We start from the raw sequence: 26,802 nt of genomic DNA, 5'->3' as shown, positions 1-26,802 counted from the left end.
GCATCCATCACAAATCCCTGTGGGAGCTGAGCTTGCTCGCGATTGCGGTGGGTCTGCTTGCATTGATGTTGCATGTGCTGCCGTCATCGCGAGCAAGCTCGGCTCCCACGTGGGTTTTTGGGGTCCCAGATCCTGCATTCACCACAAATCCTGTGTCGCTCATATGAAGCAACAGGCCTTCAATACCACCGCGCCTCGCCTGGTGGGCGTTTCTTGAAGCGTTTCATGCTCCACATGTACTGGCTCGGGTAGGCACGCACGTAACGCTCTACCACTTTGCTCATGGCGGCGCAGGCGGTTTCGGTGTCGGTGCTGTACATGGCGTCTGGCGCGGCTTCGAGGATGACTTTGTAGCCGGAGCCGTCCGGCAGGCGCAGGGCGTGGAGGAAGACGCCGACCGCTTTGCCGCCGGCGAGCATGTTCGGTACGAACTTGCTGGTCAGGGCCTGGGTGGCGAAGAAGGGCACGAAGATGCCCGCGGATTCGGACGGCTCTGGGTCGGCGGGGATGCCCACCTGGCCGCCCTTGCGGACCTCTTTGATGACGCTGAGGATGCCTTCTTTGGTGGAGGCAGCAACTTTGTTGCCCAACTGTACCCGCTGCTTTTGCAGCAATTCATCCACCGCCTTGAGCTTGGGCGGGCGGTAGAAAATGATCGGTTTGCACTGGCTGCAATAGAAGTGGTTGAGCACTTCCCAGTTGCCCAGGTGGCTGGTGATGCCGACCACGCCTTTGCCGGAGGCCAGTGCGTCTTTCAGCACCTCCAGGCCTTCAACTTCGCGCACCAGTTCAAGAGAGCGTTGCGCCGGCCAGATCCAGGCGCAGGCACTTTCGGTCAGGGATTTGCCGATGTCCTTGAGGCTCTGGCCCACCAGGCGTTCGCGCTCCGCCGGGTCCATCTCGGGAAAGCACTTGGCGAGGTTGATCCGCACCACGTCGCGAGAGCGGTTGGGCAGCTTCCACATGAGCCAGCCAATGGCCGAACCCGACGCCTGCACTGCGCGCCAGGGCAGTAGCGCAAACAACCGCAGAGCGCCGACCAGCAAGGCGCCTTTCAACTTATCCACAGGTCACTCCTGAATTCATGGGCGTGTTGCGAGGGGGCTATTCTAACCACCGTTTGCCAGCTCGGCGTAACGGTCGCAGTCCTGGGTGTGGTCCATGACCATGCCCGAGGCCTGCATCAAGGCGTAACAAATGGTCGGCCCGACGAAGGTGAACCCGGCTTTTTTCAGGCCCTTGCTCATGGCAATGGCCTGGGGCGTGATGGCCGGCACTTCGGAGCGGTCCTTGAAGTGGTTGATGACCGGCTTGTCGTCCACGAACGACCAGAGGAACGCCACCGGATCCTCCAGGGACAGCCAGGCTTGGGCATTGCGCCGGGCGGCCTTGAGCTTGAGGCGGTTGCGGATGATGCCGGGGTCGAGCATCAGGTCTTCGATTTCCGCGTCGCTCATCTGCGCCACCCGCTGTACGTCAAAGCCGAACAGCACTTGCCGGTAGCGCTCGCGCTTGCGCAAAACGGTGATCCAGGACAGCCCGGCCTGGAACCCTTCGAGCAAAAGCAACTCGAACAAACCCTGCGCATCGCGCAGCGGCGTGCCCCACTCCTGATCGTGATAAGCCATGTACAACGGATCGTCAGAACACCAAAAGCAGCGTGGCATAAGGCTCCAGGGGGCGTGCGCACGAACGAATCGGGTATACTCCCGCTCTTTAAATCGCAGCCCAAGAAACAGGTGAATTTCGTGAGCCAGCCTACGCCAGCCGTGCGTACCTTCCAAGACTTGATCCTCGCCCTCCAGCAATACTGGGCCGAGCAAGGTTGCGTGGTACTTCAGCCCTACGATATGGAAGTAGGCGCCGGCACTTTCCACACTGCCACGTTTCTGCGTGCCATCGGCCCGGAAACCTGGAACGCCGCTTATGTGCAGCCCAGCCGCCGCCCGACTGACGGCCGCTATGGCGAAAACCCGAACCGTCTGCAGCACTACTACCAGTTCCAGGTGGTCCTGAAACCGAACCCGGAAAACTTCCAGGAACTGTACCTGGGCTCGCTCAAGCACGTGGGCCTCGACCCGCTGGTGCACGACATTCGTTTCGTTGAAGACAACTGGGAATCGCCAACCCTGGGCGCCTGGGGCCTGGGCTGGGAAGTCTGGCTCAACGGCATGGAAGTGACTCAGTTCACTTACTTCCAGCAGGCCGGCGGCATCGAGTGCTACCCGGTGACCGGCGAAATCACTTACGGCCTGGAACGCCTGGCCATGTACCTGCAAGGTGTGGATTCGGTCTACGACCTGGTGTGGGCTGACGGCCCGTTCGGCAAGGTGACTTATGGCGACGTGTTCCACCAGAACGAAGTGGAGCAATCGACCTACAACTTTGAACACGCCAACGTCGAGAAGCTGTTCGAACTGTTCGATTTCTATGAAAGCGAAGCCAAGCGCCTGATCGAACTGGACCAGCCGCTGCCGTTGCCGAGCTACGAAATGGTGTTGAAGGCGTCCCATACCTTCAACCTGCTGGACGCACGCCGGGCGATTTCCGTGACCGCGCGCCAGCAATACATCCTGCGTGTACGCACCCTGGCGCGTTCCGTTGCGCAAGCCTACCTGCTGGCCCGTGCCAAACTGGGCTTCCCGATGGCGACCCCGGATTTGCGTGATGAAGTGTTGGCTAAGCTGGAGGCTGCACAATGAGTGCTCAAGATTTTCTGGTTGAACTGGGCACCGAAGAACTGCCACCCAAAGCCCTGAACACCCTGGCCGATGCGTTCCTGGCCGGTATCGAGAAAGGCCTGCAAGCCGCTGGCCTGAATTTCGAAGCCAAGCAGGTCTACGCCGCGCCGCGTCGTTTGGCCGTGCTGATCACCGCCCTGGCGACCCAGCAGCCAGACCGCAGCATCAACCTCGACGGCCCGCCACGCCAGGCCGCGTTCGATGCCGACGGCAATCCGACCCAGGCTGCCCTGGGTTTCGCCAAGAAGTGTGGCGTAGACCTGAGCGAAATCGACCAGAGCGGGCCGAAACTGCGCTATAGCCAGAGCATCAAGGGCAAGCCGACCGCCAGCCTGTTGCCGACCATCGTTGAAGACTCCCTCAATGACTTGCCGATTCCCAAGCGTATGCGCTGGGCCGCGCGCAAGGAAGAGTTCGTGCGTCCGACCCAATGGCTGGTGATGCTGCTCGGTGACCAGGTCATCGATTGCACGATTCTGGCGCAGAAGGCCGGTCGCGATTCCCGCGGCCATCGCTTCCATCATCCGCAGAGCGTGCGCATCACCTCGCCGGCCAATTACCTGGCCGACCTGCGTGCGGCCTACGTGTTGGCCGACGCCAACGAGCGCCGCGAACTGATCAGCAAGCGCACTGAAGAGCTGGCCACCCAGCAGGAAGGCACCGCCATCGTGCCGCCAAACCTGTTGGACGAAGTGACCGCGCTGGTGGAATGGCCGGTGCCGCTGGTGTGCTCGTTCGAGGAACGTTTCCTTGAAGTGCCCCAGGAAGCGCTGATCACCACCATGCAGGACAACCAGAAATACTTCTGCCTGCTCGACGCCGAAGGCAAGTTGCTGCCGCGCTTCATCACGGTGGCCAACATCGAAAGCAAGGACCCGCAGCAGATCATCGCCGGTAACGAGAAAGTCGTTCGCCCGCGCCTGACCGACGCCGAGTTCTTCTTCAAGCAAGACAAGAAACAGCCCCTGGAAAGCTTCAACGAACGCCTGCAGAACGTGGTGTTCCAGGAAAAACTCGGCAGCGTCTACGACAAGGCCGAGCGCGTGTCGAAACTGGCCGCCTTCATCGCTCCACGCATCGGCGGCGACGCCCAGCGCGCGGCGCGGGCCGGCATCCTGTCCAAGTGCGACCTGTCCACCGAAATGGTCGGTGAGTTCCCGGAGATGCAAGGTATCGCCGGTTACTACTACGCCCTCAATGACGGCGAACCGCAAGACGTAGCCCTGGCGCTGAACGAGCAGTACATGCCGCGCGGTGCCGGTGCTGAACTGCCGACTACCTTGACCGGTGCGGCCGTGGCCATCGCCGACAAGCTCGACACCCTGGTGGGCATCTTCGGCATTGGCATGCTGCCCACTGGCAGCAAAGACCCGTATGCCTTGCGTCGTGCGGCGTTGGGCGTGCTGCGGATCCTGATCGACAAGCAACTGGACCTGGACCTGAACGACGCCGTGGCATTCGCCGTCGACGCGTTCGGCAGCAAGGTCAAATCTGCCGGCCTGGCCGATGCCGTACTGGAATTCATCTTCGACCGCCTGCGTGCGCGCTATGAAGACGAAGGCGTCGATGTGGCCACCTATCTGTCGGTACGCGCCCTGAAGCCGGGTTCGGCCTTGGACTTCGACCAGCGCGTACAAGCGGTGCAGGCTTTCCGCCAATTGCCGGAAGCGGCAGCGCTGGCGGCGGTGAACAAGCGGGTGTCGAATCTGTTGAGCAAGGTCGAGCCAACCATTTTCAGCGTACCTGAGGCGCGTTACTTTGATAACGCCGTGGAGTTCTCTCTTAACTCGGCTATCCAGCAGGCGTCTACGTCCGTGCAGCCACTTATGGAAAAGCGCGAGTATGCCGAAGCGCTGGCACGCCTGGCAGCACTGCGCGATCCTGTCGATGCGTTCTTTGAAGCCGTGATGGTGAATGCGGACAACGAAGACGTTCGCAAGAACCGTTATGCACTGCTGGCACGCCTGCGGGGCCTGTTCCTCAATATTGCCGACATTTCCATGCTGGGTTGAGGGGCTGCTGTTGAAACTGCTGATTCTCGATCGGGACGGAGTGATCAATCACGACTCCGACGCTTACATCAAATCGGTGCAGGAGTGGTTGCCACTCCCCGGTTCGATCGAAGCCATTGCGCAGTTAAGCAAGGCCGGCTGGACGGTGGCGGTTGCCACCAACCAGTCGGGCATTGCCCGCGGTTACTACGACCTGGCGGTCCTTGAGGCCATGCATGAGCGCTTGCGCGAATTAGTGGCCGAGCAGGGTGGTGAAGTCGGGCTGATTGTCTATTGCCCACACGGGCCGGACGAAGGTTGCGATTGCCGCAAGCCCAAGCCCGGCATGCTGAAAACCATCGCCGCGCATTACAACGTAGCGCTGGCGGGTGTGTGGTTCGTCGGCGACAGCCTCGGTGACCTGGAGGCGGCCAAGGCCGTCGATTGTCAGCCAGTTTTAGTGAAGACCGGGAAAGGCGAGAAGACTTTGGGCAAGACCCTGCCGGTGGGCACCTTGATTTTTGAAGACTTGGCGGCGATTGCCGCTGAACTTATCCACAATTAGAGCTCCCAAGACATCCTGATCAAGGACTGTTCGGGAAGCGCTTAAACAGTCGGGCACTGCCCGCAACGGTAAATGCCGCTATGTCGATATTGCAGGCCATCAGAACCTTCCTCTTTTACCTGCTGCTGGGCACCAGTTCCTTGCTGTGGTGCTCCTTGAGTTTTTTTGTCGCGCCCTTCATGTCGTTCAGGACGCGCTACCGTTTTATCAATGTGTACTGGTGCCGTTGCGCGCTGTGGCTGAGCAAGGTTTTTCTGGGGATACGGTATGAAGTAAAAGGCGCCGAAAACGTGCCTGACCGGCCGTGCGTGATCCAGTCCAACCATCAGAGCACCTGGGAGACGTTCTTCCTGTCGGCTTACTTCGAGCCCCTGAGCCAAGTGCTCAAACGTGAACTGCTGTTTGTACCGTTCTTCGGTTGGGCCATGGCAATGCTGCGCCCCATCGCCATTGACCGGGACAACCCCAAGGTTGCTCTCAAGCAGGTGGCGAAAAAAGGCGATGAGCTGCTCAAGGACAAGGTTTGGGTGCTGATCTTTCCGGAGGGCACGCGTGTTCCCTACGGGACCATCGGAAAATTTTCGCGCAGTGGTAGCGCTTTGGCGGTAAACGCTGACCTGCCGGTGCTGCCGATTGCACACAATGCCGGTAAGTTCTGGCCCAAGGGTGGCTGGCTCCGGACCCCGGGCGTCATCACCGTGGTGATCGGCCAACCGATGTATGCCGAAGGTAGCGGGCCTCGCGCCATTGCCGAGCTTAATGAGCGCGTACAAGCCTGGAATGAACAGACACAACGGGAAATGGGTTCGCTTCCTCCCGGCCCTGTCGCAGAAGTGTCCACGGAACAAGCTGCTGTTTGATATCTGTGGATAACCTGTGTACCGTTTTTTCGAAAACCGTTACTTTTGTGTTTTATGTCTTTGTTTTTAATACATATTTCATAAACACATAAAACCCGCCTTCAGGTGCATAAGTTTTTATAGCAGCAAAAGATCGTCCCAAGGCTCGGGCCGCGTTCGGATGATCTTTTACTCTGCCAACAACGGAAATCGCAGGCTGAACGTTGTACCTTTACCTACCACGCTATGGCATTCGATTTTCCCCTCGTGATGGTCAACCACGGCCTTGACCATCGATAACCCCAAGCCAATGCCATCGACCCCTTGGGCCGACGAAAACCGGCGGTACTGACTGAACAGGTCCGGCAGTTCTTCGGCACTGATGCCCTTGCCTTGGTCGGCGACGTTGCAGATCAACCACCCCGACGTGCAATGAACCTGCAGCGAAATGCAGGCGTCGGGCGTGCTGTACTTGATGGCATTTTCCAGCAGATTGAACAGGGCACGGGTCAGCAACGGTTGATCCGCCCTCACCATCGCCTCTTCATCCTCTATTTCATGAGTCAACTGGATGCGTTTTACCTGGGCAATCGGCAGTGCTTGGTCAAGTACATCCAGCACCAGCATGGCGAACAGCGTCGGCTGGAATTGGTAAGCCTCGGATTCGGCCTTGGCCAGTTGCACGAAGCCGTCGGTCAATTCCAGGGCGCGGCGCACCTGGCGCTCGATCTGATCGAAGAGCGGATTATTCGCCCCCGTCTGATGCCGCTGCACATCCAGCAGCGCCAGGATCGCTGAGTGGGGCGCGCGCAAATCATGGGATAAAAAACGCAACATGACGCTGCGCTGCTCTTCGGCTTCGCGTTCCGCACTCAGGTCGATGAGGCTCAGTAACCAGCCAATCGGCGCCTCACCATCAACAGGCAAGAGCGGTGCGCGTTCCAGACGCAGGCTGCGCTCCCGGCTGTCGCGAAACTCCACCAGTGGCAATGTGGATAACCGGTGAGGCTGCCCACGTTCCAATCCTGGGTAACCTAGCTGTGCGAGATGTTCCAATACATCACCCCCCGCCAAGCCATGGCCGAAGAGATCACGAGCCTTGCGGTTACCGAGCAATATTCTGCCTTGGGGATCACTGATCATTGTGGCCACGGGCAGGTATTCGAGGCCATCGGCAATAAAACGGCGGGTGTCCCGGGTTCGCCCCATGGCTTGTTCCAGAGCCATGATCTGGCCCTGCAAGCGGTCGCTGCCGGTGTAGGGGGCACGACGCCGTTCGGGGAACACCTTGGGTTCCGCATCCAGGCGCGCCAGCTCCCAGCCAAAGTAGGCCAGCACTACGCTCAGGCGCCGCCAATTCCAGATCAGATAACCAAACACGATGCCCAGCACGCTCGCCATGGGCGACCACCACCAGCCTTCAGCTGCGAGTACAACACTGATCAGCAGGGCCATGCTCATGCCACCCACTGTCGTCCATAGCGCCAGGCGAGGGCGCAGCAATAGCAAGCCCAGCACGACGGCGACCACAAACACCGACAACAACGCCGCCCCTGGTCCGTGGCGAGTTGGCTGGGTACTGAACGACAACAGCGCGGTGAGCGGCAACAAAACAAGACTTATCCACAACCATTCCCGTACCAATTGGCGAAACATGCGTTGGACTTGGGTCGGTTCACGGCTTTCACGACGACGCTGGTTGCTCATAAGCACCCTGACAGAACATAGGAACGGGGGATTTTTTCATGGTGGTCGCGTGTCGCACCAGCAGGCTGAAGACCAAAGACTATAGCGGACTCGATAGGTGGCGCGCTGCTACCTTTCCCTGCGCGTCATGAGCCGGTATTGTCACTGCCAGCGACAGGGGACCTGCAACCCGACAACTTATCGGTTCGTCGAGGCTACATCGGGCGAGTGGAATATTTGTTCAGATTGCATGGCCACCCTGGTGATGTCCGTTACTCTCGAGATCAAGGAATCGCATCCCATGCGTGTCGCCATACTGGATGACGAACCGGCCGAGCTGCGCCGGGTGGAACAGACACTGCAACAGCTCCCCGGCAGGGGCGAGCAAGCCTGGACCTTGCACAGTTTTGAGCGCGGCGAAGACCTGTTGCGGCAACTGCGCCGGGAAACCTTCGACCTGTTGATCCTCGACTGGCAATTGCCCGACATCAGCGGGTTGTCGCTGCTGCGCTGGACGCGCGAGCACATGGACTCGCCGCCGGCCGCCATCATGCTCACCAGCCGCGACGGCGAGCACGATGTGGTCCAGGCCCTCAATGCCGGAGCCGACGACTACGTGAGCAAACCCTTCAGGCCCAACGAACTCAAGGCCCGGGTCACCGCCGTGTTGCGGCGCCATAACCTGCAGCGCGCTCCAGCCAGCGACGTGCTGGTATTCAACGACCTGGAATTCGACGATGCCGAACTCACCGTCACCCGCGCCGGCATACCCATCAGCCTCACCGAACGAGAGTACCGTCTGGCCCGCTGCCTGTTCGCCAACCTGGGCCGCCCACTGTCCCGGGAATATTTCTACGAACGCTTCTGGACCCACGAGGAAATGACCTCGTCCCGCCCCCTCGATACCCACATCTACCGCCTGCGCAACAAGCTTGGGCTGACGGCGGATCGGGGTTGGCAGTTGCTGACGATTTATGGGTATGGGTATCGGTTGGAGAGTGTGGCGGCGGGGAGTGAGGCTTCGGTGGCGAGTTAGGACCCTCGAGCGAAAAAAAGGCCAACGCATATGCGTTGGCCTTTTTCGTTGGGGCAGGGTGGCTGGACAATTGGATCAGAAATCCAGGTTAGACACCGCCAACGCATTACTCTCGATGAAGTCACGACGAGGCTCGACCGCATCACCCATCAGGGTGTTGAAGATCTGGTCTGCGCCAATGGCATCTTCGATGGTGACTTTCAGCATCCGGCGCGAGCCCGGGTCCATGGTGGTTTCCCACAGCTGGTCCGGGTTCATTTCACCCAGCCCTTTATAGCGCTGGATGGTGTGGCGCTTGGTGCTTTCGGCCATCAGCCACTCAAGGGCTTCCTTGAACTCGGTGACGGCTTTCTTGCGCTCACCACGCTGGATGTACGCGCCTTCGTCCAACAGGGTGCTCAGTTGCGCGCCCAGGGAGACGACGGTCTTGTAGTCGTTGCTGCCGAAGAAGTCGCGGTTGAAGGTGACGTAGTTCGACAGGCCGTGGGAGATCAGTTCGACCTCTGGCAGCCAGACGTTACGCTCACGGTCTTCACGCAGGCTGGCTTTGTACACCAGGCCAGACTTCTCTACGGTGCGCAGACGAACCTCGTACTGGGCCAGCCAATCCTGCATTGCAGCGTGATCGGACAGCTGTTCCATGCTGACAGCCGGCAGGTAGATGAAGTGCTCGGTCAGCTCCTGTGGGTACAGGCGCGACAGGCGCTTGAGGGTCTTCATCACCAGGCGGAAGTCGTTAACCAGGCGCTCGAGAGCTTCGCCGGAAATGCCTGGGGCCTCTTCGTTCAGGTGCAGGCTCGCATCTTCCAGGGCCGACTGCGTCATGTACTCTTCCATGGCGTCGTCGTCTTTGATGTATTGCTCTTGCTTGCCTTTCTTGACCTTGTACAGCGGAGGCTGGGCGATATAGATGTAGCCGCGCTCGATCAGCTCCGGCAACTGACGGAAGAAGAACGTCAGCAACAGGGTGCGGATGTGCGAACCGTCGACGTCGGCGTCGGTCATGATGATGATGTTGTGATAACGCAGCTTGTCGATGTTGTACTCATCGCGGCCGATGCCACAGCCCAACGCAGTGATGAGCGTGCCGACTTCCTGGGAGGAGATCATCTTGTCGAAGCGCGCTTTCTCGACGTTCAGGATCTTGCCCTTGAGCGGCAGGATGGCCTGGGTGCGGCGGTTGCGGCCCTGCTTGGCGGAACCGCCAGCAGAGTCACCTTCCACGAGGTACAGTTCGGACAGGGCAGGGTCCTTTTCCTGGCAGTCGGCCAGTTTGCCCGGCAGGCCGGCGATGTCCAGCGCGCCTTTGCGGCGGGTCATCTCACGGGCCTTGCGCGCGGCTTCACGGGCGCGGGCGGCGTCGATCATCTTGCCGACCACCAGCTTGGCTTCGTTGGGGTTTTCCAACAGGAAGTCGGAGAAGTACTTGCCCATTTCCTGTTCGACCGCGGTCTTCACTTCGGAAGACACCAACTTGTCCTTGGTTTGGGAACTGAACTTCGGATCCGGCACTTTCACCGAAATGATCGCCGTCAGGCCTTCACGGGCATCGTCACCGGTGGTGGCGACTTTATGCTTCTTCGCCAGGCCTTCCTGTTCGATGTAGTTGTTCAGGTTACGGGTCAGCGCCGAACGGAAACCCACCAGGTGAGTACCGCCATCGCGCTGTGGAATGTTGTTGGTGAAGCACAACAGGTTCTCGTTGAAGCTGTCGTTCCACTGCAGGGCGATTTCCACGCCAATGCCATCTTCGCGCTGGACGTTGAAGTGGAACACCTGGTTGACCGCAGTCTTGTTGGTGTTCAGGTATTCAACGAATGCACGCAGACCGCCTTCGTACTTGAACAGCTCTTCCTTGCCGCTGCGCTCATCCTTGAGGACGATGCCGACACCGGAGTTGAGGAAGGACAATTCACGAATCCGCTTGGCCAGGATGTCCCAGCTGAAGTGGATGTTCTTGAAGGTTTCGCTGGAAGCCTTGAAGTGAATCTGGGTGCCGGTGGTTTCACTGTCGCCTACGATGGCCATCGGCGCCTGAGGCACACCGTGAACGTAGGTTTGTTCCCAGATCTTGCCACTGCGGCGAACAGTAAGGACAAGCTCTTCGGACAGTGCGTTCACAACCGATACACCTACGCCGTGCAGACCGCCGGAAACCTTGTAGGAGTTGTCATCGAACTTACCGCCGGCGTGCAGCACGGTCATGATGACCTCGGCTGCGGAAACGCCTTCTTCCTTGTGTACGTCTACCGGGATGCCACGACCGTTGTCACGAACAGTGATGGACTCATCCGGGTGGATGATGATGCTGATGTCATCGCAATGGCCGGCGAGGGCTTCGTCGATGGAGTTGTCAACCACCTCGAACACCATGTGGTGCAGACCGCTGCCATCGTCGGTGTCACCAATGTACATACCGGGACGTTTGCGTACGGCATCCAGGCCTTTCAGCACTTTAATGCTCGTTGAGTCGTACGTATTTTCTTCGCTCAATGCCTTCACTCCCGATGGTCGTGGGTCTGGGTGATACGGCCCTGTTCCACGTGGAACAGAGCGACTGGCGTTTCCGTCTGCCAGCCTTCCCTCAATAATTCGTGATCTACACAGGTGATAAAAACCTGGCAGCGTAAGTCTTCCAGCAAGCGGCAGAGTGCGCGGCGGTGGGCTTCGTCCAATTCGGACGGCAAGTCATCCACCAGATAAATACACTGACCGCGTCGCGCCTGGCTGACCAAATGGCCCTGGGCAATACGCAATGCGCACACCACCAATTTCTGCTGCCCCCGGGACAAGATGTCCGCGGCATTATGTGCGCCCAATCTAAGGCGCAAGTCAGCGCGTTGCGGTCCAGCCTGGGTATGGCCCATCTGCTGGTCCCGCTGCAGCGAGCCAGCCAGCACGGTGCTCAGTTCCCGGTCCTTGTCCCAGCCTCGGTAATAGCTGAGCGTCAGGCCCTCAAGCTCAACCAGTTCGCTCAAGGTCTGCTCGAAGACCGGTTTCAAGGCTTTGATGTAAGCGCGGCGGTATTCATCTATTTCAGCGCTGGCCTGGCACAGTTCCCTGTCCCAAACCGCTTGCGAAACGGCGTCAAGTGTACCATGCCGCAGCCAGGAATTTCGCTGGCGCAGCGCCTTCTGCAAGCGCTGCCAAGTGGCCATGAAACGCGGTTCCACGTGGAACACGCCCCAGTCGAGAAACTGTCGACGAATCTTCGGCGCGCCCTCCAGCAATCGGAAACTGTCCGGGTTGATCAACTGCAACGGCAGGATCTCCGCCAGTTGCGCGGCGCTGCGGGCATTCTGCCCATCGATGCGGATCTGGAATTCGCCTTGCCGGTCCCGTGATATCCCCAAGGCACTATGACCGCCTTGCGCCAACTCCACCTGTCCGAACACGGTGCAGGCCAACTGATCGTATTGGATGACCGGTAACAGACGGGTGCTGCGAAATGAACGAGCAAGCCCCAGCAGGTGAACAGCTTCCAGAACGCTGGTTTTGCCGCTGCCGTTAGCGCCGTAAAGGATATTGATGCGGGGGGAGGGGGAGAAGGTCACCGGGTGCAGATTGCGCACCGCGGTGACCGAGACGCGACTTAAGGACATCTAGCTTCTGCTGGGCATGATTACAGACGCATCGGCATGACAACGTAGGCCGAGTCGTCGTTATCGGACTCCTGCACCAGCGCACTGCTGTTGGAGTCCGACAGGATCAGACGCACTTGCTCAGTGGTCATCACGCCCAGTACGTCGAGCAGGTAGCTGACGTTGAAGCCGATTTCCAGAGAGCCGCCGTTGTATTCAACGCCCACTTCTTCTTCCGCTTCTTCCTGCTCAGGGTTGTTCGCCTGGATTTTCAGCTGACCATTGGCCAGTTGCAGACGAATGCCGCGGTACTTCTCGTTGGACAGGATCGCGGTACGGCTGAACGCCTCGCGCAGCGCCTGGCGGTCACCCAGGACCAGTTTGTCACCGCCTTTTGGCAGCACGCGCTCGTAGTCAGGGAACTTGCCATCGACCAGCTTCGAGGTGAAGGTGAACTCACCCGTGGTGGCGCGGATATGGTGCTGGCCCAATACGATGCTGACATTGCCGTCCGGCTCGGTCAGCAGGCGCGCCAATTCCAGGATACCTTTGCGCGGGACGATGACTTGGTGGCGGTCTGGCTGACCGATATCGGCCTGCATCGAGCACATGGCCAAACGGTGACCGTCGGTGGCGACGGCACGGATGATACCGGCGGACACTTCCAGGAGCATGCCGTTGAGGTAGTAACGCACGTCCTGCTGCGCCATGGCGAAGCTGGTGCGTTCGATCAAACGGCGCAATTTGCTTTGCTCGAGGCTGCAAGTCAGCGAGCCAGGGCCTTCTTCCACAGTCGGGAAATCGTTGGCCGGCAGCGTCGACAAGGTGAAACGGCTGCGACCGGCCTTGACCACGAGCTTCTGCTCATCGACCTTGATATCGATCAGCGCATCGTTGGGCAGGCTTTTGCAGATATCCATCAGCTTGCGCGCCGGCACGGTGATGGAACCCGGATCGGCCGGTTCTTCAAGCTGTACACGACCGACCAGCTCGACTTCCAGGTCGGTACCGGTCAGCGATAATTGCTGGCCTTCGACAACCAGCAGCACGTTGGAAAGTACCGGCAAGGTCTGGCGGCGTTCGACGACGCCTGCGACCAGTTGCAGGGGTTTCAACAGGGCTTCGCGTTGAATGGTGAAATGCATGGTCTAGTCCCTTGCCTTAATAAGCTGCGCTGGTGGTCATCAAGTGGTCAGTGTTCGCAGCAGGTTCTTGTAGTCCTCGCGGATGTCCGCGTCGGATTCCTTAAGTTCGTTGATCTTACGACAGGCGTGCAACACCGTGGTGTGGTCGCGTCCGCCAAACACGTCGCCGATTTCCGGAAGACTGTGGTTGGTCAGCTCCTTGGACAAGGCCATCGCCACCTGACGCGGGCGAGCCACCGAACGCGAACGGCGTTTGGAAAGCAGGTCGGATATCTTGATTTTGTAGTATTCAGCGACAGTGCGCTGAATGTTATCCACAGAAACCAGTTTGTCCTGGAGCGCTAACAAATCCTTCAAGGACTCGCGAATCAACTCGATGGTGATGTCCCGGCCCATGAAGTGCGAATGAGCGATGACCCGCTTGAGGGCACCTTCGAGCTCGCGGACGTTCGAGCGGATACGCTGGGCAATGAAGAATGCGGCGTCGTGAGGCAGTTCGACCTTGGCCTGATCAGCCTTCTTCATCAGGATCGCCACCCGGGTTTCCAGCTCCGGCGGCTCGACGGCAACCGTCAGGCCCCAGCCAAAACGCGACTTGAGACGTTCTTCAAGACCTTCAATTTCTTTCGGGTAGCGGTCACTGGTAAGAATGACCTGCTGCCCGCCTTCAAGCAACGCATTGAAGGTATGGAAGAACTCTTCCTGGGAGCGTTCCTTGCGGGCGAAGAACTGAATGTCGTCGATCAGCAAAGCATCCACCGAACGGTAGAAACGCTTGAACTCGTTGATCGCGTTCAGTTGCAGCGCCTTGACCATGTCGGCCACGAAACGCTCGGAATGCAGGTACACGACCTTGGCATTCGGGTTCTTCTTTAATAAGTGGTTACCCACCGCGTGCATCAAGTGTGTTTTACCCAAGCCTACGCCACCATAAAGGAAGAGCGGGTTGTAGCCATGCTTGGGGTTGTCCGCGACCTGCCAGGCTGCCGCTCGCGCCAGTTGGTTGGACTTGCCTTCAACAAAGTTCTCGAAGGTGAAGGTGCGGTTCAGGTAACTGGTGTGCTTGAGCGCGCCTTCGACCTGGACGGTGCGTTGTTCAGCGCGCACCGGAGCTTGTTGGGAGCTGGCCCCGGCCATTGGGTCGAAGCTGTCCCGTGAGGGCTCCTCGCTGACTTCGGCCACTTTTTGTGCATTACGCTTGCTCGGTGCTGGCGTGGGGGCCGGTGCGGCATGGTTAACCGGCGCAGCGACAGCCTGGGCCTGGGAGGCCGCAGCGGCTAACGGGGCGTTGGGGGCCGCGCGCGGAGTCGAGCTGCGTTTGCTGCCTATTAATAAGGACAGCGCAGGCGCCATGCCATTGCCATGCTCATCAAGCAGCTCAAGGACCCGCCCCAGGTACTTTTCGTTGACCCAGTCAAGAACGAAACGGTTCGGTGCGTAGACGCGCAACTCGTCGCCTTCGGCTTCGACCTGTAGCGGACGGATCCAAGTGTTGAATTGTTGGGCAGGCAGCTCATCGCGCAAAAGCTCCACGCACTGCTGCCAAAGTTCCACTGACACGGATATCCCCTAAGTTGAAAGCCGGTGAGGCAAAAACAAGCGGCCATTGTAGCGAGCGGACGTCCACTTATCCACATGCAGGTTGCTCATCCACCATGATTTATCAATGCCTTAACCTAGAGCAAGACGACAGGCGGTCGGTGGATAAGCTCTGTGGATAACCTCCCCTAAGGTCGTTGCACAAGTGGGGGTTGAACTCGGTGGATAACCGTCCTGTGGATAACTGGCCATTCCACACACAGCTTATCCGACAGCGCAGCACAGGCTGAACACCGCTTTCCCCTGTAGTTGTCATTCTCTGTACATGGCGTAATACAAGGGCTCTGCATGGTTATCCACAGACACATGCCAGCCTTGCTTTTATAAGCTTTACAGAAAAGCTTTAAATAATTCCCTTCTTTTTATTTCTATATCTGGAGGTCTGAGATGAAGCCGCTATCCAGGCGGGACATCTATTTCAAGTAAACGCTGGTTGGAAATTGACCTAGAGGCTTGCTTTCTCTAGAATCCCCGGTCTCTTAAAACGGGGGCCATTCCGGCCCGTTGTGGACGAACCCAGGTAACACGACATGAAACGTACTTTCCAACCAAGCACTATCAAACGCGCTCGTACCCACGGTTTCCGTGCTCGCATGGCTACCAAGAACGGTCGTGCCGTCCTGTCGCGTCGCCGCGCCAAAGGTCGTGCGCGTCTGGCAGTTTGATAATCCGGCACTGGAGGTGAGTCAGGACTTCAGTCGGGAAAAGCGTCTGCTTACACCCCGGCATTTCAAGGCAGTCTTTGACTCCCCTACCGGCAAGGTTCCGGGGAAAAATCTCCTGCTCCTTGCGCGCAGCAACGATCTCGATCACCCCCGACTAGGGCTGGTTATCGGGAAAAAGAGCGTCAAGCTCTCCGTTGAGCGCAATCGCCTCAAACGTCTGATGCGCGAATCGTTTCGCCTGAACCAGGATTCACTGGTCGGTTGGGACATTGTTATCGTCGCGCGCAAAGGTTTGGGTGACGTAGAAAACCCCGAATTGATTCAGCATTTCGGCAAACTCTGGAAGCGCTTGGCTCGTAACAAGCCTGCACCGCCAGCAGTCAACACCGAAACTGTAGGGGTAGACAGTCCCGATGCGTAAACTGGCACTCGTTCCGATCCAGTTTTATCGCTACGCCATTAGTCCCCTGATGGCCAGTCACTGTCGTTTCTACCCCAGTTGTTCTTGCTACGCGTATGAAGCCATAGAAAATCATGGCCTTCTGCGCGGTGGCTGGCTGACCTTTCGTCGTTTAGGTCGCTGTCATCCGTGGAATCCCGGCGGTTATGACCCGGTTCCGCCTATCCCTACCTCCCGTTCTTCTTCGATGGCCGAGTAATCATGGATATCAAACGCACGATCCTGATCGTCGCCCTGGCAATCGTGTCCTACGTAATGGTTCTTAAATGGAACCAGGACTATGGCCAGGCTGCCCTGCCGACTCAGAATGTTGCAGCCAGCAATACCGCACCGAGCTTGCCGGACACCACCACTGGCAATAATACCGCCAGCAATGACGACATCCCGCGCGCGGCAAACGATACCACTGCTCCTGCCGAAGCCCCTGTGGCTGCAAGCAAGGATCTGATCCAGATCAAGACGGACGTGCTTGAGCTGGCAATCGATCCACAAGGTGGTGACGTTGCTCAGTTGAAGCTGCCGTTGTATCCGCGCCGCCAGGACCATCCAGAAATTCCATTCCAGTTGTTCGATAACGGCAATGAGCGGACCTATCTGGCCCAAAGTGGTCTGATCGGCACCAACGGCCCGGATGCAAACCCGGCCGGCCGCCCGGTTTACTCCTCCGAGAAGAAGACTTATCAACTGGCTGACGGTCAGGACCAATTGGTCGTGGATCTGAAGTTCAGCAAGGACGGCGTCAATTACATCAAGCGTTTCACTTTGAAACGTGGCCTGTATGACGTGACCGTTTCCTACCTGATCGATAACCAGAGCGCACAACCCTGGTCCGGTGCGATGTTCGCGCAGCTCAAGCGTGACGCCAGCGATGATCCTTCCTCCAGCACCGCCACCGGTACCGCGACTTACTTGGGCGCTGCCCTGTGGACAAGTTCGGAGCCTTACAAAAAAGTGTCCATGAAAGATATGGACAAGGCGCAGCTCAAGGAAACCGTACAAGGTGGCTGGGTTGCCTGGTTGCAGCACTATTTTGTAACCGCCTGGATCCCGCAGAAAGGCGAGAACAACGTCGTCCAGACGCGTAAAGACAGCAAAGGCAACTACATCGTCGGTTATACCGGCCCGGCATTGATCGCTGCACCTGGTGCAACCGTCGAAACCAGCGCCATTTTGTATGCCGGTCCAAAAAGCCAAGCGGTGTTGAAAGAGTTGTCCCCAGGTCTGGAACTGACCGTGGACTACGGGTTCCTGTGGTTTATTGCCCAGCCAATCTTCTGGCTGCTGCAACATATCCACAGCATCGTCGGTAACTGGGGCTGGTCGATCATCTTCCTGACCATGCTGATCAAGGGGATCTTCTTCCCATTGTCGGCTGCCAGCTACAAATCCATGGCTCGCATGCGCGCAGTGGCACCGAAACTGGCCGCCCTGAAAGAACAACATGGCGATGACCGGCAGAAAATGTCCCAGGCCATGATGGAGCTGTACAAGAAAGAGAAGATCAACCCGTTGGGTGGTTGCTTGCCGATTCTTGTCCAAATGCCTGTGTTCCTGGCGCTGTACTGGGTGCTGCTGGAAAGCGTGGAGATGCGTCAGGCACCGTTCATGCTGTGGATTACCGACCTGTCGATCAAGGATCCGTTCTTCATCCTGCCGATCATCATGGGCGCAACCATGTTCATTCAGCAGCAGCTGAACCCAACGCCTCCGGACCCTATGCAGGCGAAGGTCATGAAGATGATGCCGATCATCTTCACCTTCTTCTTCCTGTGGTTCCCTGCGGGCCTGGTGCTGTACTGGGTTGTGAACAACGTGTTGTCGATTACCCAGCAGTGGTACATCACGCGTAAGATCGAAGCGGCTACGAAAAAAGCCGAGGCGTAACTTGCTCTGTGGATAACCACACAAAACGCCCCCTAGTGGGGCGTTTTGCTATCTGCCACTTTTGTCTGGATACCGGTTTATGAGCGCACCTCGTGAAACCATCGCCGCCGTTGCAACTGCCCAAGGTCGCGGCGGAGTCGGCATTGTCCGTATTTCGGGACCTTTGGCCAGCGTTGCGGCCAAGGCCATCAGCGGTCGAGAACTCAAACCGCGGTTTGCTCACTACGGCCCTTTTTTCAGTGATGACCAGCAAGTGCTCGATGAAGGCCTGGCTTTGTATTTTCCCGGTCCCAACTCGTTTACCGGCGAAGATGTGCTGGAACTGCAAGGCCATGGCGGTCCGATCGTCCTGGACATGTTGCTCAAGCGTTGCCTTGAACTGGGGTGTCGTCTTGCACGGCCAGGCGAGTTCAGCGAACGCGCATTCCTCAATGACAAGCTCGACCTGGCCCAGGCCGAAGCCATCGCTGATTTGATCGAAGCCAGTTCCGCACAGGCTGCGCGCAATGCGTTGCGTTCCCTGCAGGGTGCTTTTTCCCAGCGTGTGCATAACCTCACCGAGCAACTGATCGGCCTGCGGATCTACGTCGAGGCCGCGATCGACTTTCCTGAGGAAGAAATCGACTTTCTCGCCGATGGTCACGTGCTGAGCATGCTCGATAAAGTCCGCGATGAGTTATCCACAGTACTGCGCGAAGCCGGGCAAGGTGCCCTGTTGCGCGATGGTATGACGGTGGTGATCGCCGGAAGGCCAAATGCCGGCAAATCCAGCCTCCTCAACGCCTTGGCAGGCCGTGAGGCCGCGATTGTCACCGAGATCGCCGGCACCACCCGGGATATTCTGCGCGAACATATCCACATCGATGGCATGCCCCTGCATGTGGTCGACACGGCCGGCCTGCGCAATACCGACGACCATGTGGAAAAAATAGGCGTGGAGCGTGCGCTCAAAGCCATTGGCGAGGCTGACCGCGTGTTATTGGTGGTCGATGCTACGGCCCCGGAAGCGGATGATCCTTTCGCTTTGTGGCCAGAGTTTCTGGAAACCCGGCCTGACCCTTCGAAAGTCACGCTGATTCGTAACAAGGCCGACCTGACCGGGGAACCCGTGACCCTGGAGGTCAGTGCTGATGGCCACGTCACCATTAGCCTCAGCGCGAAATCCGCGGATATGGGACTGGAGTTGCTGCGCGAACATTTGAAGGCCTGCATGGGTTACGAGCAGACATCGGAAAGCAGCTTCAGCGCCCGCCGTCGGCACCTTGAGGCGTTGCGCCATGCCAGCGCGGCGCTGGAGCACGGTCGCGCGCAACTGACCCTCGCCGGCGCCGGTGAGCTACTGGCCGAAGATTTACGTCAGGCCCAGCAATCTCTCGGGGAAATTACCGGGGCCTTCAGCTCTGATGACCTGCTGGGTCGAATCTTCTCCAGCTTCTGCATCGGTAAATAACCCAATCCCTCAAGAACCGGGCTGCTATCGACCCTATAACGAGTCCATCCAGCCGGTTTTCTCCCCTTTTCTGGAACAATTGCCCTGCATGGCGGCTTGACTGTGGGCGGTGTCTGGATCAAAAGCCAGTTTTTCGAGGGATTAGGCCCTGTGAATAACTGGCCCTGAGCTCAGTTGATAAACCCCCTTCAAAACTGAAGATAACGGCCTCTGTGGATAACCATCCCATTCATCCACAGGCTTACACCGGTTATCCAACCCCCTCAGCCCCACATGGACACAGGGTTTTGAATCTCTGTACATATTGAATATAAAGGCCTTCAGAGCTTTATCCACAGAAATGCTGGTCAGTAAGAATAAACATAAAAACAAAGGTTTTATAAATTTCTTTCTTTTTAATTTCTTTAACCTCGACTTCTCCACAGCTGGTTAAATTTTGTGCAAAGGGTTCTTTAGGAAAGGGGAAGTCCCTATACTTGCCGACCTGGCTCGAAAAACGCCCAAAGCCAGGCTCAAACCTATTTTCCGAATTACCTGAATTAAGCAGGCACGAGGTGCGTGGTGGATTTCCCTTCCCGTTTTGAAGTGATCGTCATCGGCGGCGGTCATGCCGGTACCGAGGCAGCACTTGCATCAGCACGCATGGGGGCTAAAACCCTGTTGCTGACGCATAACGTGGAAACCCTCGGCGCCATGAGCTGCAACCCTGCCATTGGCGGGATCGGCAAAAGCCACCTGGTCAAGGAAATCGATGCCCTTGGCGGCGCGATGGCCATGGCCACCGATCAGGGTGGTATCCAATTTCGCGTATTGAACAGCCGCAAAGGCCCGGCCGTGCGGGCTACTCGTGCCCAGGCCGACCGTGTCCTGTACAAGGCCGCTGTCCGCGAAATCCTGGAAAACCAGCCGAACCTGTGGATATTTCAACAGGCAGCCGATGATCTGATCGTCGAGCAGGACCAGGTGCGCGGTGTTGTCACCCAGATGGGCCTGCGCTTCTTCGCTGATTCTGTGGTGCTGACCACCGGGACCTTCCTCGGTGGACTTATCCACATCGGCATGCAGAACTATTCCGGCGGTCGCGCAGGTGATCCCCCCTCAATCGCACTGGCTCAGCGTTTGCGTGAGCTGCCGTTGCGTGTCGGTCGCCTGAAAACCGGTACGCCACCGCGCATCGATGGCCGGTCTGTGGATTTCTCGGTGATGACCGAGCAGCCGGGCGATACGCCGATTCCGGTCATGTCGTTCATGGGCTCCAAAGCGCAGCACCCAAAACAGGTGAGCTGCTGGATCACCCATACCAACGCCCGCACTCACGAAATCATTGCTGCCAACCTGGATCGCTCGCCCATGTATTCTGGCGTGATCGAAGGTATCGGCCCGCGTTATTGCCCGTCGATCGAAGACAAGATCCATCGTTTTGCCGACAAGGAAAGCCATCAGGTCTTCATCGAACCCGAAGGCCTGACGACGCACGAGCTGTACCCAAACGGGATTTCCACCTCTCTGCCGTTTGACGTGCAACTGCAGATCGTCCAATCGATTCGCGGCATGGAAAACGCCCACATCGTTCGTCCGGGTTATGCCATCGAATACGATTACTTCGACCCGCGGGATCTGAAGTACAGCCTGGAAACCAAAGTCATCGGCGGCCTGTTCTTTGCCGGACAAATCAACGGCACCACCGGTTACGAAGAAGCCGGTGCCCAAGGCCTGCTGGCTGGCGCCAACGCCGCGCTGCGCGCCCAGGGCAAAGACAGTTGGTGCCCGCGCCGCGATGAGGCGTATATCGGTGTGCTTGTGGATGATTTGATTACCCTGGGTACCCAGGAGCCATATCGGATGTTTACCTCCCGTGCCGAATACCGCCTGATCCTGCGTGAAGACAACGCTGACCTGCGCCTGACCGAAAAAGGTCGTGAGCTGGGGCTGGTCGATGACGTTCGCTGGGCTGCGTTCTGCAAGAAACGCGAGAGTATCGAGCTGGAAGAACAGCGGCTGAAAAGCACTTGGGTTCGTCCCGGTACCGAGCAGGGCGATGCCATCGCGACCAAATTCGGCACACCGCTGACCCACGAATACAACTTGCTCAACTTGTTGAGCCGCCCTGAAATCGATTATGCCGGGCTGGTGGAAGTGACCGGTCAAGGCGCGCAGGATCCGCAAGTGGCCGAACAGGTTGAGATCAAGACCAAATACGCCGGCTACATCGACCGTCAACAGGACGAAATCGCCCGACTGCGCGCCAGTGAAGATACGAAACTGCCTGTGGATATCGATTACACGGGCATTTCCGGGTTGTCGAAGGAAATCCAGAGCAAGCTCGGTGCTACTCGCCCTGAGACCCTGGGCCAGGCTTCGCGCATCCCCGGTGTGACCCCGGCGGCGATTTCCCTGTTGATGATTCATTTGAAAAAACGCGGCGCGGGCCGTCAGTTGGAGCAAAGCGCTTGAGTTCGATGGTCACCTCGCAACACGCCGAAGAGTTATCCACAGGTGCCCGTCAGCTCGGCGTCAGCCTGACCGAAGCCCAGCACGCGCAACTGCTGGGCTATCTGGCCCTGTTGATCAAATGGAACAAGGCCTACAACCTGACCGCCGTGCGTGATCCGGATGAAATGGTTTCGCGGCATCTGCTCGACAGCCTCAGCGTCATGTCTTTCATCGAAGACGGTCGCTGGCTCGATGTCGGCAGTGGCGGTGGCATGCCGGGCATCCCGCTGGCGATCCTGTTTCCTGGCTCGCAAGTGACCTGCCTGGACAGCAACGGCAAGAAAACCCGCTTCCTGACCCAGGTCAAACTCGAACTCAAACTGGATAACCTGCAAGTTATCCACAGCCGTGTCGAAGCGTTCCAGCCTGCCCAGCCCTTCAACGGGATAATCTCCCGGGCATTCAGCAGCATGGAGAACTTCAGCAACTGGACTCGCCACCTGGGCGATGCCGATACGCGCTGGCTGGCAATGAAGGGCGTTCATCCGGCCGATGAGCTGGTAGCATTGCCGGCGGACTTCCACCTCGATAGCGAACACGCCCTGGCCGTACCCGGTTGCCAAGGCCAACGCCATCTGCTGATACTGCGCCGCACGGCATGATTGGGAATACAAGCAACAATGGCTAAGGTATTCGCGATAGCGAACCAGAAGGGTGGTGTGGGTAAAACCACCACCTGTATCAACCTCGCAGCATCCCTGGTCGCGACCAAGCGCCGGGTGTTGCTGATCGATCTCGATCCACAGGGCAACGCCACCATGGGTAGCGGTGTGGATAAACATGGCCTGGAAAACTCCATTTACGATGTCCTGATCGGCGAATGCGATCTGGGCCAGGCCATGCATTTCTCCGAACACGGCGGTTATCAACTGCTGCCGGCCAACCGTGACCTGACGGCGGCCGAAGTGGTTCTGCTGGAAATGCAGATGAAGGAAAGCCGCTTGCGCAGCGCCTTGGCGCCGATTCGGGAAAATTACGATTACATCCTGATCGACTGCCCACCGTCGCTTTCGATGCTGACCCTCAACGCCCTGGTGGCCGCCGATGGGGTGATTATCCCCATGCAGTGCGAGTACTTCGCCCTCGAAGGGTTAAGCGACCTTGTGGATAACATCAAGCGCATTGCCGAACTGCTGAACCCGGAGCTGAAAGTCGAGGGCCTGCTGCGGACGATGTATGACCCGCGCCTGAGCCTGATGAACGACGTATCGGCCCAGCTCAAGGAACACTTCGGCGAGCAGCTCTACGACACGGTCATTCCGCGTAACATCCGTTTGGCCGAAGCGCCGAGCTACGGTATGCCGGCCCTGGCCTACGACAAACAATCCCGGGGTGCGTTGGCCTACCTGGCCCTGGCGGGCGAGATGGTTCGCCGTCAGCGCCGAAACCCACGCACCGCTGCTGCCCAGCCAACTTAAGGAAACCCCATGGCCGTCAAGAAACGAGGTCTCGGACGTGGACTGGATGCACTGCTCAGTGGTCCCACTGTCAGTTCGCTGGAAGAGCAGGCCGTACAAGTCGATCAGCGCGAGCTGCAACACTTGCCCCTGGACCTGATCCAGCGCGGCAAGTATCAGCCGCGTCGGGACATGGATCCGCAGGCGCTGGAAGAGCTCGCCCAGTCGATCAAGAGCCAGGGCGTGATGCAGCCGATTGTGGTTCGGCCGATCGCCAACGGGCGCTTCGAGATCATCGCCGGCGAACGCCGCTGGCGCGCCAGCCAGCAGGCCGGCCAGGAAACCATTCCGGCGATGGTCCGCGATGTACCGGATGAAACCGCCATCGCCATGGCGCTGATCGAGAATATCCAGCGCGAAGACCTCAACCCGATCGAAGAGGCTGTGGCCCTGCAGCGTTTGCAGCAGGAATTCCAGTTGACTCAACAGCAGGTCGCCGAGGCGGTAGGTAAATCCCGCGTGACCGTGGCTAACCTGTTGCGCCTGATTGCGTTGCCGGAAGTCATCAAGACCATGCTGTCCCATGGTGATCTGGAGATGGGGCACGCCCGGGCATTGCTCGGTTTGCCGGAAAATCAACAGGTTGAAGGGGCGCGACACGTTGTCGCACGAGGTCTGACCGTGCGCCAGACCGAGGCACTGGTTCGTCAGTGGCTCAGTGGTAAACCGGCCCCTGTCGAAGCACCGAAAACCGATCCGGATATCGCACGCCTGGAACAGCGCCTGGCCGAGCGCCTAGGCTCTGCGGTGCAGATTCGCCACGGCAAGAAGGGCAAAGGGCAATTGGTGATCGGTTATAACTCCCTCGATGAGCTGCAAGGTGTCCTTGCGCACATTCGCTGAAACAATTGCTCTTGTAGCGCGCAGTCGGAAATCACTACCTGGCAGTTGAATAGGGGCAGAACCGCCCCTATACTCTGCGCGCATTTTGTCGGCACAAATTATGCCAAGTTATTGAATTATGGCGGCCGATCATTGGAGAGCAAAAGCGATGGAAACACGCACGCCAAACCGCTTGCCGTTCCATCGTCTGGCTGTTTTCCCGGTGTTGATGACCCAATTCGTCGTTGTACTGATCGCTGCTTTGGCGCTCTGGCAATGGAAGGGAGTCGTCGCCGGATACTCAGGGCTTTGCGGAGGCCTGATAGCCTTGCTTCCCAATATTTATTTCGCTCACAGGGCATTTCGGTTTTCCGGCGCCCGAGCAGCCCAAGCCATCGTCCGGTCTTTTTATGCCGGTGAGGCGGGGAAACTGATTTTGACGGCAGTGCTGTTTGCATTGACGTTCGCAGGTGTGAAGCCACTGGCGCCGCTGGCTGTATTCAGCGTCTTCGTGCTGACCCAACTGGTTAGCTGGTTCGCTCCCCTGCTAATGAGAACAAGACTTTCGAGACCTTAGGGCGTTTGAGGCAACCATGGCAGAGACAACCGCTTCGGGCTATATCCAGCACCACTTGCAGAACCTGACCTTCGGGCAGCTACCCAATGGCGGCTGGGGCTTTGCTCACACCGCAGCAGAAGCCAAGGAAATGGGCTTCTGGGCCTTCCACGTCGATACCCTCGGCTGGTCGGTCGCACTGGGTCTGATCTTCGTGCTTCTTTTCCGCATGGCGGCGAAGAAGGCGACTTCCGGTCAGCCTGGTGCACTGCAGAACTTCGTTGAAGTATTGGTCGAATTCGTCGATGGCAGCGTGAAAGACAGCTTCCATGGCCGTAGCCCGGTAATCGCACCGCTGGCACTGACCATCTTCGTCTGGGTGTTCCTGATGAACGCCATCGACCTGGTACCGGTCGACTGGATTCCTCAGCTGGCCATCCTGATCTCCGGCGATTCGCACATCCCGTTCCGCGCCGTGTCGACTACCGACCCGAACGCGACCCTGGGCATGGCGTTCTCGGTTTTCGCACTGATCATTTTCTACAGCATCAAGGTCAAGGGCATCGGCGGTTTCATCGGCGAACTGACCCTGCACCCGTTCGGCAGCAAGAACATTTTCGTTCAGGCCCTGCTGATCCCGGTGAACTTCCTTCTGGAGTTCGTGACCCTGATCGCCAAACCGATCTCCCTGGCCCTGCGTCTGTTCGGCAACATGTATGCCGGCGAGCTGGTGTTCATCCTGATCGCCGTGATGTTCGGCAGCGGTCTGCTCTGGCTCAGCGGCCTGGGTGTAGTTCTGCAGTGGGCGTGGGCTGTGTTCCACATCCTGATCATCACCCTGCAGGCGTTCATCTTCATGATGCTGACCATCGTCTACCTGTCGATGGCGCACGAAGAAAACCATTAAGGCCAGTCTCGACTAGTCTGATGTCCTTCCCGGTCACACGGGAAGGGGCCCGAACGGGCTTGATGAAACGATTTGTTTTACCGCTTTAATCTAAAAAACCTAAACCATACGACGTAAAAGTCGGGAGGAAAGATGGAAACTGTAGTTGGTCTAACCGCTATCGCTGTTGCACTGTTGATCGGCCTGGGCGCACTGGGTACCGCAATTGGTTTCGGCCTGCTGGGCGGCAAGTTCCTGGAAGGCGCCGCGCGTCAGCCAGAAATGGTTCCAATGCTGCAAGTTAAAATGTTCATCGTGGCTGGTCTGCTCGACGCCGTGACCATGATCGGTGTTGGTATCGCTCTGTTCTTCACCTTTGCGAACCCGTTCGTTGGTCAAATCGCTGGCTGATTACTCGGATGTCTCGAGTAGATTGGTGTGATGGACAACGTAACTGCGAGGTGTTGGCGTGAACATTAATGCGACCCTGATTGGCCAGTCCGTTGCGTTCCTGATTTTTGTACTGTTCTGCATGAAGTTCGTATGGCCTCCGGTCATTGCGGCATTGCACGAACGTCAAAAGAAGATCGCGGATGGTCTGGACGCTGCCAGCCGTGCAGCTCGCGACCTGGAGTTGGCCCATGAGAAAGTGGGTCAGCAACTGCGCGAAGCGAAAGCTCAGGCAGCTGAAATCATCGAGCAAGCCAAGAAACGCGGTACCCAGATTGTCGACGAAGCCCGTGAACAGGCTCGCGTCGAAGCTGACCGTGTGAAGGCTCAGGCTCAAGCCGAGATCGAACAGGAACTGAACAGTGTCAAAGACGCCCTGCGTGCCCAAGTGGGTAGCCTGGCCGTTAGCGGTGCTTCGAAGATCCTGGGTGCCACAATCGATCAAAACGCGCACGCAGGGCTGGTTGACAAACTGGCTCGCGAAATCATCTAAGCG

General features: G+C 58.2%; 25 protein-coding genes. 18 read left to right on the top strand and 7 right to left on the bottom strand.

Features of this window, described 5'->3' with window-relative positions:
• Nucleotides 1–179: 179 nt before the first annotated feature.
• Both BMY45_RS17250 and tag read right to left on the bottom strand, forming a co-directional pair.
• A complete protein-coding gene (locus BMY45_RS17250) occupies nucleotides 180–1,067 on the bottom strand; it encodes a lysophospholipid acyltransferase (protein WP_092399637.1) in 888 nt (295 codons plus the stop codon).
• Nucleotides 1,068–1,109: 42 nt separating this feature from the next.
• Nucleotides 1,110–1,667 (bottom strand): DNA-3-methyladenine glycosylase I, encoded by a 558-nt coding sequence (gene tag, locus BMY45_RS17245; protein ID WP_092399635.1) that lies wholly within the window; start codon nucleotides 1,665–1,667, stop codon nucleotides 1,110–1,112.
• An 81-nt stretch (nucleotides 1,668–1,748) separates the two neighbouring features.
• Between tag and glyQ the strand changes: the two genes are divergently transcribed.
• The 4 genes from glyQ (at nucleotide 1,749) to BMY45_RS17225 (ending at nucleotide 6,157) form a co-directional block, all read left to right on the top strand.
• A complete protein-coding gene (gene glyQ, locus BMY45_RS17240) occupies nucleotides 1,749–2,702 on the top strand; it encodes a glycine--tRNA ligase subunit alpha (protein ID WP_003177094.1) in 954 nt (317 codons plus the stop codon).
• Complete coding sequence (glyS, locus tag BMY45_RS17235; protein ID WP_092399633.1) at nucleotides 2,699–4,753, top strand: glycine--tRNA ligase subunit beta; 2,055 nt, start codon at nucleotides 2,699–2,701, stop codon at nucleotides 4,751–4,753. The genes glyQ and glyS overlap by 4 nt, the downstream gene beginning before the upstream one ends.
• A gap of 4 nt (nucleotides 4,754–4,757) precedes the next feature.
• Entirely contained in the window at nucleotides 4,758–5,297 is a 540-nt protein-coding gene (gene gmhB / locus BMY45_RS17230) for a D-glycero-beta-D-manno-heptose 1,7-bisphosphate 7-phosphatase (protein ID WP_177193364.1), read from the top strand.
• A gap of 80 nt (nucleotides 5,298–5,377) precedes the next feature.
• Nucleotides 5,378–6,157 (top strand): lysophospholipid acyltransferase family protein, encoded by a 780-nt coding sequence (locus BMY45_RS17225; RefSeq protein WP_092399629.1) that lies wholly within the window; start codon nucleotides 5,378–5,380, stop codon nucleotides 6,155–6,157.
• Between the two features lie 168 nt (nucleotides 6,158–6,325).
• Here BMY45_RS17225 and BMY45_RS17220 read toward each other — a convergent pair whose 3' ends face one another.
• Nucleotides 6,326–7,843, bottom strand: coding sequence for a sensor histidine kinase (locus tag BMY45_RS17220; RefSeq protein WP_092399627.1), 1,518 nt, complete (start codon nucleotides 7,841–7,843; stop codon nucleotides 6,326–6,328).
• Nucleotides 7,844–8,123: 280 nt separating this feature from the next.
• On the opposite strand from BMY45_RS17220, the gene BMY45_RS17215 reads away from it, so the two are divergent.
• Nucleotides 8,124–8,858 carry a response regulator transcription factor gene (locus tag BMY45_RS17215; RefSeq protein ID WP_092399839.1) on the top strand — a complete coding sequence of 245 codons (735 nt, stop codon included), beginning with the start codon at nucleotides 8,124–8,126 and terminating at the stop codon, nucleotides 8,856–8,858.
• A gap of 75 nt (nucleotides 8,859–8,933) precedes the next feature.
• On the opposite strand, the gene gyrB is transcribed toward BMY45_RS17215, so the two are convergent.
• From gyrB to dnaA, 4 genes are read right to left on the bottom strand one after another with little or no spacing between them, the layout of a single operon-like run.
• Nucleotides 8,934–11,351, bottom strand: a complete 2,418-nt coding sequence (gene gyrB, locus BMY45_RS17210; RefSeq protein ID WP_047230120.1) for a DNA topoisomerase (ATP-hydrolyzing) subunit B — start codon at nucleotides 11,349–11,351, stop codon at nucleotides 8,934–8,936.
• Nucleotides 11,352–11,356: 5 nt separating this feature from the next.
• The gene (recF, locus tag BMY45_RS17205) at nucleotides 11,357–12,460 is read right to left on the bottom strand and encodes a DNA replication/repair protein RecF (protein ID WP_047230105.1); all 1,104 of its coding nucleotides are present in this window, start codon (nucleotides 12,458–12,460) and stop codon (nucleotides 11,357–11,359) included.
• A 20-nt stretch (nucleotides 12,461–12,480) separates the two neighbouring features.
• Complete coding sequence (gene dnaN, locus BMY45_RS17200) at nucleotides 12,481–13,584, bottom strand: DNA polymerase III subunit beta (RefSeq protein WP_007903001.1); 1,104 nt, start codon at nucleotides 13,582–13,584, stop codon at nucleotides 12,481–12,483.
• A 39-nt stretch (nucleotides 13,585–13,623) separates the two neighbouring features.
• Nucleotides 13,624–15,144 (bottom strand): chromosomal replication initiator protein DnaA, encoded by a 1,521-nt coding sequence (gene dnaA, locus BMY45_RS17195; RefSeq protein ID WP_092399625.1) that lies wholly within the window; start codon nucleotides 15,142–15,144, stop codon nucleotides 13,624–13,626.
• Between the two features lie 569 nt (nucleotides 15,145–15,713).
• On the opposite strand from dnaA, the gene rpmH reads away from it, so the two are divergent.
• The 13 genes from rpmH (at nucleotide 15,714) to BMY45_RS17130 (ending at nucleotide 26,799) form a co-directional block, all read left to right on the top strand.
• Nucleotides 15,714–15,848 (top strand): 50S ribosomal protein L34, encoded by a 135-nt coding sequence (gene rpmH, locus BMY45_RS17190; protein WP_003213577.1) that lies wholly within the window; start codon nucleotides 15,714–15,716, stop codon nucleotides 15,846–15,848.
• A 16-nt stretch (nucleotides 15,849–15,864) separates the two neighbouring features.
• Nucleotides 15,865–16,269 carry a ribonuclease P protein component gene (gene rnpA / locus BMY45_RS17185; protein WP_218157846.1) on the top strand — a complete coding sequence of 135 codons (405 nt, stop codon included), beginning with the start codon at nucleotides 15,865–15,867 and terminating at the stop codon, nucleotides 16,267–16,269.
• A complete protein-coding gene (gene yidD, locus BMY45_RS17180; RefSeq protein WP_010465488.1) occupies nucleotides 16,262–16,507 on the top strand; it encodes a membrane protein insertion efficiency factor YidD in 246 nt (81 codons plus the stop codon). Before rnpA ends, yidD begins: the two co-directional genes overlap by 8 nt.
• Nucleotides 16,508–16,509: 2 nt before the next feature.
• Nucleotides 16,510–18,192, top strand: a complete 1,683-nt coding sequence (gene yidC / locus BMY45_RS17175) for a membrane protein insertase YidC (RefSeq protein WP_092399621.1) — start codon at nucleotides 16,510–16,512, stop codon at nucleotides 18,190–18,192.
• A gap of 79 nt (nucleotides 18,193–18,271) precedes the next feature.
• On the top strand, nucleotides 18,272–19,642 hold the full coding sequence (gene mnmE, locus BMY45_RS17170; RefSeq protein WP_092399619.1) for a tRNA uridine-5-carboxymethylaminomethyl(34) synthesis GTPase MnmE: 1,371 nt from the start codon (nucleotides 18,272–18,274) through the stop codon (nucleotides 19,640–19,642).
• A 561-nt stretch (nucleotides 19,643–20,203) separates the two neighbouring features.
• Entirely contained in the window at nucleotides 20,204–22,096 is a 1,893-nt protein-coding gene (gene mnmG, locus BMY45_RS17165) for a tRNA uridine-5-carboxymethylaminomethyl(34) synthesis enzyme MnmG (RefSeq protein WP_092399837.1), read from the top strand.
• 5 nt (nucleotides 22,097–22,101) lie between these two features.
• Nucleotides 22,102–22,737: a 16S rRNA (guanine(527)-N(7))-methyltransferase RsmG gene (gene rsmG, locus BMY45_RS17160; protein WP_171061291.1), complete on the top strand. Its 636-nt coding sequence runs from the start codon at nucleotides 22,102–22,104 to the stop codon at nucleotides 22,735–22,737.
• An 18-nt stretch (nucleotides 22,738–22,755) separates the two neighbouring features.
• Nucleotides 22,756–23,553, top strand: a complete 798-nt coding sequence (locus BMY45_RS17155) for a ParA family protein (protein ID WP_003187199.1) — start codon at nucleotides 22,756–22,758, stop codon at nucleotides 23,551–23,553.
• 9 nt (nucleotides 23,554–23,562) lie between these two features.
• A complete protein-coding gene (locus BMY45_RS17150) occupies nucleotides 23,563–24,435 on the top strand; it encodes a ParB/RepB/Spo0J family partition protein (RefSeq protein WP_003207098.1) in 873 nt (290 codons plus the stop codon).
• Between the two features lie 148 nt (nucleotides 24,436–24,583).
• The gene (locus BMY45_RS17145) at nucleotides 24,584–24,991 is read left to right on the top strand and encodes a F0F1 ATP synthase subunit I (RefSeq protein ID WP_047230099.1); all 408 of its coding nucleotides are present in this window, start codon (nucleotides 24,584–24,586) and stop codon (nucleotides 24,989–24,991) included.
• Between the two features lie 16 nt (nucleotides 24,992–25,007).
• Entirely contained in the window at nucleotides 25,008–25,877 is an 870-nt protein-coding gene (gene atpB, locus BMY45_RS17140) for a F0F1 ATP synthase subunit A (RefSeq protein ID WP_092399617.1), read from the top strand.
• 132 nt (nucleotides 25,878–26,009) lie between these two features.
• Complete coding sequence (atpE, locus tag BMY45_RS17135; protein ID WP_003097235.1) at nucleotides 26,010–26,267, top strand: F0F1 ATP synthase subunit C; 258 nt, start codon at nucleotides 26,010–26,012, stop codon at nucleotides 26,265–26,267.
• Between the two features lie 58 nt (nucleotides 26,268–26,325).
• Nucleotides 26,326–26,799 carry a F0F1 ATP synthase subunit B gene (locus tag BMY45_RS17130; protein ID WP_092399615.1) on the top strand — a complete coding sequence of 158 codons (474 nt, stop codon included), beginning with the start codon at nucleotides 26,326–26,328 and terminating at the stop codon, nucleotides 26,797–26,799.
• Nucleotides 26,800–26,802: the final 3 nt, after the last annotated feature.

This window comes from Pseudomonas sp. NFACC39-1, from assembly GCF_900110355.1.
Classification (GTDB): domain Bacteria; phylum Pseudomonadota; class Gammaproteobacteria; order Pseudomonadales; family Pseudomonadaceae; genus Aquipseudomonas; species Aquipseudomonas tehranensis.
This window is presented reverse-complemented; position numbering and strand designations above follow the sequence as displayed.

Excerpts from the sequence above, each read along its gene's own strand:
- tag (WP_092399635.1), bottom strand. The coding sequence starts at position 1,667 with ATGCCACGCTGCTTTTGGTGTTCTGACGATCCGTTGTACATGGCTTAT.
- glyS (WP_092399633.1), top strand. The coding sequence starts at position 2,699 with ATGAGTGCTCAAGATTTTCTGGTTGAACTGGGCACCGAAGAACTGCCA.
- BMY45_RS17225 (WP_092399629.1), top strand. The coding sequence starts at position 5,378 with ATGTCGATATTGCAGGCCATCAGAACCTTCCTCTTTTACCTGCTGCTG.
- BMY45_RS17220 (WP_092399627.1), bottom strand. The coding sequence starts at position 7,843 with ATGAGCAACCAGCGTCGTCGTGAAAGCCGTGAACCGACCCAAGTCCAA.
- BMY45_RS17215 (WP_092399839.1), top strand. The coding sequence starts at position 8,124 with ATGCGTGTCGCCATACTGGATGACGAACCGGCCGAGCTGCGCCGGGTG.
- recF (WP_047230105.1), bottom strand. The coding sequence starts at position 12,460 with ATGTCCTTAAGTCGCGTCTCGGTCACCGCGGTGCGCAATCTGCACCCG.
- dnaN (WP_007903001.1), bottom strand. The coding sequence starts at position 13,584 with ATGCATTTCACCATTCAACGCGAAGCCCTGTTGAAACCCCTGCAACTG.
- rpmH (WP_003213577.1), top strand. The coding sequence starts at position 15,714 with ATGAAACGTACTTTCCAACCAAGCACTATCAAACGCGCTCGTACCCAC.
- yidD (WP_010465488.1), top strand. The coding sequence starts at position 16,262 with ATGCGTAAACTGGCACTCGTTCCGATCCAGTTTTATCGCTACGCCATT.
- yidC (WP_092399621.1), top strand. The coding sequence starts at position 16,510 with ATGGATATCAAACGCACGATCCTGATCGTCGCCCTGGCAATCGTGTCC.
- mnmE (WP_092399619.1), top strand. The coding sequence starts at position 18,272 with ATGAGCGCACCTCGTGAAACCATCGCCGCCGTTGCAACTGCCCAAGGT.
- rsmG (WP_171061291.1), top strand. The coding sequence starts at position 22,102 with ATGGTCACCTCGCAACACGCCGAAGAGTTATCCACAGGTGCCCGTCAG.
- BMY45_RS17155 (WP_003187199.1), top strand. The coding sequence starts at position 22,756 with ATGGCTAAGGTATTCGCGATAGCGAACCAGAAGGGTGGTGTGGGTAAA.
- BMY45_RS17150 (WP_003207098.1), top strand. The coding sequence starts at position 23,563 with ATGGCCGTCAAGAAACGAGGTCTCGGACGTGGACTGGATGCACTGCTC.
- BMY45_RS17145 (WP_047230099.1), top strand. The coding sequence starts at position 24,584 with ATGGAAACACGCACGCCAAACCGCTTGCCGTTCCATCGTCTGGCTGTT.
- atpB (WP_092399617.1), top strand. The coding sequence starts at position 25,008 with ATGGCAGAGACAACCGCTTCGGGCTATATCCAGCACCACTTGCAGAAC.
- atpE (WP_003097235.1), top strand. The coding sequence starts at position 26,010 with ATGGAAACTGTAGTTGGTCTAACCGCTATCGCTGTTGCACTGTTGATC.